6 protein-coding genes are annotated in these 9873 nt (G+C 36.4%); 5 read left to right on the forward strand and 1 reads right to left on the reverse strand.

Features of this window, described 5'->3' with window-relative positions; genetic code table 11:
- The first annotated feature begins 56 nt into the window (after nucleotides 1-56).
- Both AB3X49_RS12685 and pyc read left to right on the forward strand, forming a co-directional pair.
- Complete coding sequence (locus AB3X49_RS12685) at nucleotides 57-1235, forward strand: FtsW/RodA/SpoVE family cell cycle protein (protein WP_367962451.1); 1179 nt, start codon at nucleotides 57-59, stop codon at nucleotides 1233-1235.
- 333 nt (nucleotides 1236-1568) lie between these two features.
- Nucleotides 1569-5015: a pyruvate carboxylase gene (gene pyc, locus AB3X49_RS12690; RefSeq protein WP_012261618.1), complete on the forward strand. Its 3447-nt coding sequence runs from the start codon at nucleotides 1569-1571 to the stop codon at nucleotides 5013-5015.
- 86 nt (nucleotides 5016-5101) lie between these two features.
- Here pyc and ctaA read toward each other — a convergent pair whose 3' ends face one another.
- The gene (gene ctaA, locus AB3X49_RS12695; RefSeq protein ID WP_002014781.1) at nucleotides 5102-6037 is read right to left on the reverse strand and encodes a heme A synthase; all 936 of its coding nucleotides are present in this window, start codon (nucleotides 6035-6037) and stop codon (nucleotides 5102-5104) included.
- A 497-nt stretch (nucleotides 6038-6534) separates the two neighbouring features.
- Between ctaA and cyoE the strand changes: the two genes are divergently transcribed.
- The 3 genes from cyoE to AB3X49_RS12710 all read left to right on the forward strand — a co-directional run.
- Complete coding sequence (gene cyoE / locus AB3X49_RS12700) at nucleotides 6535-7458, forward strand: heme o synthase (protein WP_002033731.1); 924 nt, start codon at nucleotides 6535-6537, stop codon at nucleotides 7456-7458.
- 93 nt (nucleotides 7459-7551) lie between these two features.
- Nucleotides 7552-8601 carry a cytochrome c oxidase subunit II gene (gene coxB / locus AB3X49_RS12705; protein WP_367962454.1) on the forward strand — a complete coding sequence of 350 codons (1050 nt, stop codon included), beginning with the start codon at nucleotides 7552-7554 and terminating at the stop codon, nucleotides 8599-8601.
- Nucleotides 8602-8661: 60 nt separating this feature from the next.
- The coding region (locus tag AB3X49_RS12710) for a cbb3-type cytochrome c oxidase subunit I (RefSeq protein WP_367962456.1) at nucleotides 8662-9873 on the forward strand (1212 nt) is incomplete at its 3' end.

The following is a 9873-nucleotide window of genomic DNA, read 5'->3' on the forward strand; positions in this document are numbered from 1 at the left end:
CCTATATACATATGGAATACAACAATAATTAAATTGAAACAGAAAGAGGAAATGAAATGAAAAAAGTATGGAAATCGATGGATTATTCCTTATTACTTCCTCTTGTTATCTTATGTGTGTTGGGAGTTATAATGGTATATAGTTCTAGTTCCATTGTTGCGATTTCGAGGTTTGATAAACCAGCAAATTTCTTTTTTAAAAGACAGTTAATGACTTTGGCTGCTGGGGCAATCATATTAATAATTATCGCTACTATCCCATATAAAGTGTGGAGGAAACGAATTTTTTTATTGGGGAGTTATGGTATTAGTGTTGCATTATTAGCGGCAGCTGCATTTTTCACTAAGACAGTAAACGGCGCAAATGGATGGGTATTTGGAATACAGCCTGCAGAATTTGTGAAGATAACTGTTATCCTCGTATTGGCTCATTTTTTTGCGAAAAGACAAGAAACGAATACGCCTGTTTTGAAAGGATCGGGACCGGTACTTTTTGGTGTTGGTTTAATCATGGTTTTAATTTTAAAGCAAAATGATTTAGGTACCGATTTGTTAATTGCAGGAACAGTAGGAATTATGTTTCTTTGTTCGGGAGTGCGGATTAATTTATGGATTAAACGAATTGTTTTAACTTCTATAGTATGGGTTCCGGCACTATATATTCTCGGTAATTATGCATTAGATCCATATCAGAAGGCACGTTTTTCAGTTTTTCTTGATCCATTTAATGATCCTCAAAAGGATGGGTTCCAATTAATAAATTCTTTTATTGGAATTGCTTCAGGAGGGCTAAATGGTCGAGGGTTAGGGAACAGTGTGCAAAAATATGGATACTTACCAGAACCGCAAACAGATTTTATTATGGCAATTATATCTGAAGAGCTTGGATTTATAGGCGTAGCTGTCATTTTAATCTGTTTACTACTTATTATTATTCGGGCATTTAGAGTTGCACAAAAGTGTAACGATCCATTTGGAAGTTTAATAGCCATCGGAATTGCAAGTTTGTTTGGAGTTCAAACTTTTATAAATGTCGGTGGTATGTCTGGGTTAATACCGCTTACAGGGGTACCATTACCGTTTGTTAGTTATGGTGGGAGTTCTTTGTTAGCTAATCTGCTTGCAATGGGTATGCTGTTAAATATTGCTAGTTATGTAAAACGACAAGAGAAACAACAAAACAAATTGACTAACGAAATAGAACAAGGTGGACCGCATCTTGTTGTTGTAAAATAAAAAACACATTGAGCTCTAGAGTTCAATGTGTTTTTTATTTTGTTAGGTTTTAAATGTGATACAATATTGATTGTTTTAAAACGAAAAGTATATTACATTTAAGTTAATGTGATATACAATATTGTTGTTAGAAAAGGAAGAGTTATGCTATACTATTTTTGTGAAACAAATTGATCAGAAAACTTATCATTTGTTGAAAAATAAGGTATGATGGATAAAAATAAAGTGAAGCTTTCTAAGTATAATATAATGTAGAAAGTGAAGAACTTCACGCTCTTTAGAGTGTGTATGTATTTTATCTCTAGAGTGGTAGGAAAATAGAGGGGGAAAATCATGACAAAGCTGCAACGTATTCAAAAAGTATTGGTAGCTAACCGTGGAGAGATAGCAATTCGTGTGTTCCGAGCATGTTCAGAACTTGGATTAAACACAGTTGCGATCTATTCTAAAGAGGATAGCGGTTCTTATCATCGCTATAAAGCCGATGAGTCCTATTTAGTTGGGGAAGGGAAAAAGCCAATTGATGCTTATCTAGATATTGAAGGCATTATTGAGATTGCGAAAAGTAATCATGTAGATGCAATCCACCCTGGATATGGTTTCTTGTCAGAAAATATTCAATTTGCAAAACGTTGTGAAGAAGAAGGGATTATCTTTATCGGTCCAAAAAGTAAGCATTTAGACATGTTTGGAGATAAAGTTAAAGCAAGAACACAAGCGCAGCTAGCACAAATTCCAATTATTCCTGGTAGTGATGGTCCAGTAAATTCAATAGAAGAAGTTGAAGAATTTGCTGAAAAGTATGATTACCCGATTATTATTAAAGCATCCCTTGGTGGCGGCGGTCGCGGTATGCGTATTGTACGTGCTAGTGAAGAATTAAGAGAATCGTATAATCGCGCGAAATCAGAAGCAAAAGCAGCCTTTGGTAATGATGAAGTGTACGTTGAAAAATTCGTTGAAAAACCTAAACATATAGAAGTACAAATTTTAGCAGATGAAGAAGGTAATGTTGTTCATTTGTATGAGCGTGATTGCTCTGTACAACGACGCCATCAAAAAGTAGTTGAAATTGCACCGAGCGTGTCGCTTTCAGATGATTTGCGTCAGCGTATTTGTGATGCTGCAGTAAAGTTAACGAAAAATGTAAATTATTTAAATGCTGGAACGGTAGAATTCCTTGTAAAAGGTGATGAGTTTTACTTCATTGAAGTAAACCCACGTGTTCAAGTTGAACATACGATTACAGAGATGATTACAGGAGTGGATATCGTTCAATCGCAAATTTTAATAGCTGATGGACATGCATTACATAGCAAAATGGTAGGTGTTCCTAAGCAAGAGGAAGTGGTTGTACATGGATTTGCAATCCAATCTCGTGTAACGACAGAAGACCCACTTAATAACTTTATGCCTGATACAGGAAAGATTATGGCGTACCGATCAGGCGGTGGTTTTGGTGTTCGTCTTGATACAGGTAATAGTTTCCAAGGTGCAGTTATTACACCGTACTACGATTCTTTACTTGTAAAAGTTACTACTTGGGCACTTACTTTTGAACAAGCCGCTGCAAAAATGGAACGTAACTTAAAAGAATTCCGTATTCGTGGTATTAAAACAAATATTCCATTCCTAGAGAATGTAGTAAAACATAAAAACTTCTTATCAGGAGAATATGACACTTCATTTATTGACGCGTCACCTGAACTATTCTTGTTCCCGAAACGTAAAGACCGCGGAACAAAAATGTTAAATTATATTGGTACAGTAACAGTAAATGGCTTCCCAGGAGTAGGGAAAAAAGAGAAACCAATTTTCCCAGATGCTCGTATACCAAATGTGATACACTCAGAGCCAATGCAAAATGGAACGAAACAAATTTTGGATGAGCGTGGAGCGGATGGATTAGTAAAGTGGGTACAAGATCAAAAGCGTGTACTTTTAACTGATACAACATTCCGTGATGCACATCAGTCATTACTTGCAACTCGTGTTCGTACAAAAGATTTACATCACATTGCAGAGCCGACAGCGAGAATGTTACCAAACTTATTCTCAGCAGAAATGTGGGGCGGTGCAACGTTTGATGTTGCGTATCGTTTCTTGAAAGAAGATCCATGGGAACGATTACTAGATCTTCGTGAAAAAATGCCAAACGTTTTATTCCAAATGTTACTTCGCTCTTCAAACGCAGTAGGTTACAAAAACTATCCAGATAATTTAATTCAAAAATTTGTGGAATGTTCTGCTCAAGCTGGAATTGATGTGTTCCGTATTTTTGATAGCTTAAACTGGGTAGAAGGCATGAGAGTTGCAATTGATGCTGTACGAGATACTGGTAAAATTGCAGAAGCGACAATGTGTTACACAGGAGATATTCATGACCCGTTACGTAGTAAATACGATTTAAATTATTATAAAAACTTAGCAAAAGAGTTGGAAGCATCAGGAGCTCATATTTTAGGAATTAAAGATATGGCGGGCTTACTAAAGCCAAACGCAGCATATGATTTAGTTTCAGCATTAAAAGAGACGGTGTCGATTCCAATTCACCTGCATACACACGATACGAGCGGAAATGGTATTTTAACGTATACAAAGGCAATTGAAGCGGGTGTTGATATTGTCGATGTAGCGGTGAGTTCAATGGCTGGTCAAACGTCACAACCAAGTGCGAATACACTATACTATGCGTTAGGTGGAAACGAAAGACAGCCAGATGTTAATATAGACTCATTAGAAAAACTATCTCATTATTGGGAAGATGTACGAAAATATTATGCTCCATTTGAAAGTGGTATGAATGCTCCTCACACAGAGGTATATATGCATGAAATGCCGGGTGGACAGTATAGTAATCTTCAACAACAAGCAAAAGCGGTTGGCTTAGGAGATCGCTTTGATGAAGTTAAAGTGATGTATCGCCGTGTTAATGATATGTTTGGCGACATTGTAAAAGTAACACCATCATCTAAAGTTGTCGGTGATATGGCATTATTTATGGTTCAAAATCACCTAACAGAACAAGATATTTTAGAACGTGGACATGCTATGGACTTCCCAGGATCTGTTGTTGAAATGTTCTCTGGAGATTTAGGACAACCATATGGTGGTTTCCCGAAAGAATTACAAAAAATTATTTTAAAAGGGAAAGAGCCATTAACAGTAAGACCGGGGGAATTATTAGAACCAGTAGATTTCGATGCTTTAAAAGAAGAGTTATTCCACAAACTTGGACGCGAAGTAACAATTTTTGATGTAGTCGCATATGCATTGTATCCAAAAGTATTTATGGACTACGAAAAAGTTGCTGGGATTTATGGAAATGTATCTGTGCTTGATACACCGACATTCTTCTATGGTATGAGACTTGGTGAAGAAATTGATGTGGAAATCGAGCAAGGTAAAACATTGATGGTTAAACTAGTTTCCATTGGGGAGCCACAGCCAGATGGAAATCGTGTGCTTTACCTGGAGTTTAATGGACAACCGCGTGAAATCGTAGTGAAAGATGAAAACGTGAAATCAACTGTTGCACAGCGTGTGAAGGGGAATCGTGAAAATCCAAATCATATTAGCGCAACGATGCCGGGAACTGTTATTAAAGTAGTTGTAAAAGAAGGCGATGAAGTGAAAAAAGGTGATTCCATGGCAATTACAGAAGCTATGAAAATGGAAACGACGGTTCAAGCGCCATTTAGTGGTAAAGTGAAAAAAGTATATGTAAATGATGGGGATGCAATTCAAACGGGAGATTTACTCATTGAATTAGATCATTAAAATAAAGAAAAAGAGCTGTGCGAAAGCAGCTCTTTTTTGTGTGTAAATAATACCTTGCCGAATTGGCAAGGTATTAAAGTTTTACTTTATTTTGTTTGCTTAGAAGTTGATTCAGTTTCTTTTGCATTGACTGTACTTCTTGTACCTATCATAACTAAATAGCATAGTACAGCAAACAAGCAAGAAATGAAGAGCGAATGTAATAATGCCATTGCTAAACTAGCATTTGTAAATACGACTAAAATCCCTACTATAGCTTGAAGTGTAACAAGGATAAATGAAATAATCCATCCCCAGTATACTACACGCTGCTGCTTGTAATGGCGAATAGCGATAATCATCGCATATAGTATCCAAGCGAAAATTAACATCGCTGCAACTCTATGTCCCATTTGAACCCACTCATGTAGTTGAGTTGGCATAGGTCTATTTTTGCTACATAAAGGGAAGTCTGGACAGGCTAAGGTAGCTCGTTCGTGACGTACTAAAGCTCCTGTGTAGACAACGATATAACTGTAAATTGTTACACCATAAATATGAAATTTCATTTTTTTGTCCATAATAAGTGAACGTGCATCAAATTTCTGATCAATTTCAAAAATAAGACACGTTAACAAGATGACAGAAGCAAATGAAATTAAGGAAATACCGAAATGAATAGCTAATACAGCAGGCATTTGACCCCAAACAACCGCCGCCGCCCCCATTAATGCTTGTGCAACTAAAAATACGAAGGATAAAATTGCTAACGTCTTTGTTTCGCGCACATGTTTATAATATTTCCAGGACAAGATACAAAGAAGAGTAACAAGGATTCCTGCTGATCCAGATGTTAAGCGGTGACTTAGCTCAATAATAGTCTCCATTGATAAATTAGATGGAACAAATTCACCGTTACAAAGAGGCCATGATTTGCCGCATCCTTGGCCTGAACCCGTTTTTGTAACTAAAGCGCCTCCTAGTAAAACTACTAATAAATCGAGACTTGTAATGACTGCTAACCATTTAATAAAGCGTTGCAATCTCTTTCACCATCTTTCTGCTATGAAGTTATTGCGAAATATTTTCATTCCATTATGTATAGAATAAAACGTGCTACAGTCCTATGATATATAAAAAATAATAAAATAGCAAAGAAATGGAGGGCGAGGACAACGTACGTATTATAAAGAAAAAAATGGAATTTAAAATACATATTTTAGGAGGAATTCAGGCTATTTTGAAAAGAAATGGGGAGAATACATGCTAAATATGACAAAATAGTTTATTATAGAAGATAACATCATGTTATGATAAGGATAAATTAGAATAAAGTTTTTTAATGTTTGACACAAAAAGTTCATGTTTTCTTCACAAAATGTTCGGGAAATGTGATTTAATATATTGGAGTATGGGCGTAGATTAGTAGTAGAATGGGTTAACAATATTTCTACTGTAATAATATTGCTATATAGAAGCGAAATATTTCACATGAAATATATGCTTAGAAAGATGATAGGTTTAAGAGGGGGTTAAAGTGATGAACCATGCAACAAGTGAGCTGCATGATGAGTCAGCTGTTTCAATTGTACCGGAAACAACTCGGTTACAAGATTTATCAGCGCTCGTTAAAATGGGGATTGTAAACTCAAATACACTTACTGTATTTACAGGATTTTGGTTGGCTTTACATTTTAATGGATTGAGTGTTATGGACAATCTAGATAAGTTATTTTTCACAATCGTTGGTTCGGCATTAATTATGGCAGGGGTATGTTGTTTAAATAACTACATTGACCGAGATATCGATCCATTAATGGAAAGAACAAAAAACCGTCCAACGGTAACAGGTAAATATAAACCTGGCTTTGCACTTGCATTTGGACTTGTAATTTTACTTCTTGGCTTTGCATTTTTATTACTTACTACACCGATGGCAGTGTTAATCTCATTTATTGGTGCCTTCACATATGTTGTTTTATATACGTTATGGACGAAGAGAAAATATACGTTAAATACTGTTGTAGGTAGTATATCAGGAGCAGTTCCACCTTTAATTGGATGGGCGGCAATTGATCCGTCTTTAAATCATCCAATTGCTTGGATGTTATTTTTAATTATGTTTATTTGGCAAATCCCACATTTCCTCGCATTAGCGATGAAGCGTGTTGATGAATATCGAAATGCAGGAATCCCAATGCTTCCTGTTGTACAGGGATTTGATATTACGAAACGTCAGATTATGATTTGGACAGTATGTTTATTACCACTACCATTTTATATGAGTGGACTTGGAATAACATTCATGGTAATTGCAACATTGCTTAACATCGGATGGATCGCATTAGGGCTTTATGGCTTCCGTCAGCAAGATGACATCAAGTGGTCCGTAAAAATGTTTGTTTATTCCCTGAATTACTTAACAATCTTATTTGTGTCAATGATTGTAGTTACATTCTTCTAAGACAACGACATGATTGGATTTCTTTACGTTGAGATTTACTTTACTTAACTATAAAGTACAATCTAATTCACAAAGAAAGTGGGGGTTGTTTGTATGAAGAAACAGTGGCGACTGCTTTCGTTCGTTTCACTGCTGGCTTTACTGTTAGGGGGATGCGGTAAAGCTTTTCAGTCTACTTTAATTCCGCAAGGGGAAGTAGCAAAAATGCAATATGATTTGCTCTTGCTAGCGAGTGCAATCATGGTAGGAGTAGTACTTGTAGTTACTATTATTTTCTTATATGTAATTGTGCGTTTCCGACAAAAAAAGGGTGAGGAAGATTATATTCCAGAGCAAGTTGAAGGAAATCACAAACTAGAAATTATATGGACAGTCATTCCGATTATTCTTTTGTTAATCTTGGCTGTTCCGACTGTTACATATACATTCAAGCTTGCTGATGTAAGTGCGATGGAGAAAAAGAATATTGATAAAGATACTATCGTTGTTGATGTAACAGCGAATCTTTATTGGTGGGAATTTTCTTATAAATCAGAAAAAATAGTAACTTCTCAAGATTTAGTTATCCCCACAGGTAAGAAAGTGTACTTGAATTTGAAGGGTGCCGATATTAAACATTCGTTTTGGGTTCCATCTTTAGCTGGGAAAATGGATACAAATACAGATAATGTAAACAAAATGTGGTTAAAGGCAGATAAATCGGGCACTTATAATGGTTTTTGTACAGAATTTTGTGGCCCATCACATTCTTTAATGCAGTTCAAAGTGAAAGCTCTGGATGAAAGCGAGTACAAAAAGTGGCTTGCTGACATGAAGAAGATTGATGGAAAAAAAGAAGTAGCTGCTACAAAGGCACAAGAGGGTCAAGAAATATTTAATAAAAGCTGTATTGGTTGTCATGCAGTTGGATCAAATGATAGTAGACCACCTTCTGCTCGTATCGCACCGAACTTAGCAAACTTCGCAGATCGCGATATGGTTGCTGGTATTGCCGAAAATAATGAAGAGAACTTAAAAAAATGGCTCAAAGATCCTGAAAATATGAAACCAGGTAATAAAATGACTGGTAAATATGGCAACTTAACGGATGATCAAATTAATGCATTAAATGCATATTTACAAACGTTAAAGATTGAAAAATAAAGAGGGATCATTTGCGAAGGGGAGGTTGAAAACGTGAGTTCTGTAGCAAAAAAACAGGGGATGGGTGCTGTCATATGGGATTATTTAACGACAGTAGACCATAAAAAGATTGCCATTCTCTATTTAATTGCAGGTGGATTGTTTTTTGTAATAGGTGGAATAGAAGCACTATTTATTCGCCTGCAGTTAGCGATTCCTAACAATGCTTTTCTTGTTGGGGATGCTTATAATCAAGTATTAACGATGCACGGTACAACAATGATTTTCCTCGCAGCTATGCCACTCGTGTTTGCATTTATGAACGCCGCTGTACCACTTCAAATTGGAGCACGTGATGTGGCGTTCCCGTTTTTGAATTCGCTCGGATTTTGGTTATTTTTCTTTGGTGGATTATTTTTAAATTTAAGTTGGTTTTTAGGAGGAGCGCCTGATGCAGGGTGGACATCGTATGCATCTTTAGCTTTAGCCTCTAAAGGACATGGTGTTGATTTTTATGTACTCGGCTTGCAAATATCAGGTATTGGTACATTAATTGGAGGTATTAACTTCCTTGTTACAATTATTAATATGCGCGCGCCAGGGATGACGTACATGCGCATGCCGATGTTTACATGGACAACATTTGTAACATCTTCACTTATTTTATTTGCCTTTCCACCATTAACTGTAGGATTAGGACTTTTAATGTTAGATCGTTTATTTGGCACAAGTTTCTTTAATCCGGCACTAGGTGGGAACACGATTATATGGGAGCATTTATTCTGGATCTTCGGTCATCCGGAAGTATACATTCTTATACTCCCAGCTTTCGGAATATTCTCAGAAATCTTCGCCACATTTTCGAAAAAACGATTATTCGGTTATTCCTCTATGGTGTTCGCGACAGTATTAATAGGGTTTTTAGGATTTATGGTATGGGCGCATCATATGTTTACTGTTGGTCTTGGGCCTGTTGCAAATGCTATCTTCTCGGTTGCAACAATGGCGATTGCAGTTCCAACGGGTATTAAAATATTTAACTGGCTCTTTACAATGTGGGGTGGAAGTATTAGGTTTACAACACCAATGATGTGGGCGGTAGCTTTTATTCCATCCTTCGTTATGGGTGGAGTTACAGGTGTTATGCTTGCTTCTGCACCAGCTGATTATCAGTTTCATGATAATTATTTCGTAGTAGCACACTTTCATTATGTAATTGTTGGTGGTGTTGTATTTGGTTTACTTGCAGGTGCGCATTATTATTGGCCACTTATGTTTAATAAAGTATTAAAT

The sequence above is a fragment of the Bacillus sp. C30 genome (assembly GCF_040838255.1).
GTDB lineage: Bacteria > Bacillota > Bacilli > Bacillales > Bacillaceae_G > Bacillus_A > Bacillus_A mycoides.

What these genes read in the sequence shown, in the direction of transcription:
- pyc (WP_012261618.1), top strand. Translation starts at nt 1,569, where the DNA reads ATGACAAAGCTGCAACGTATTCAAAAAGTATTGGTAGCTAACCGTGGA.
- coxB (WP_367962454.1), top strand. Translation starts at nt 7,552, where the DNA reads ATGAAGAAACAGTGGCGACTGCTTTCGTTCGTTTCACTGCTGGCTTTA.
- AB3X49_RS12685 (WP_367962451.1), top strand. Translation starts at nt 57, where the DNA reads ATGAAAAAAGTATGGAAATCGATGGATTATTCCTTATTACTTCCTCTT.
- cyoE (WP_002033731.1), top strand. Translation starts at nt 6,535, where the DNA reads ATGAACCATGCAACAAGTGAGCTGCATGATGAGTCAGCTGTTTCAATT.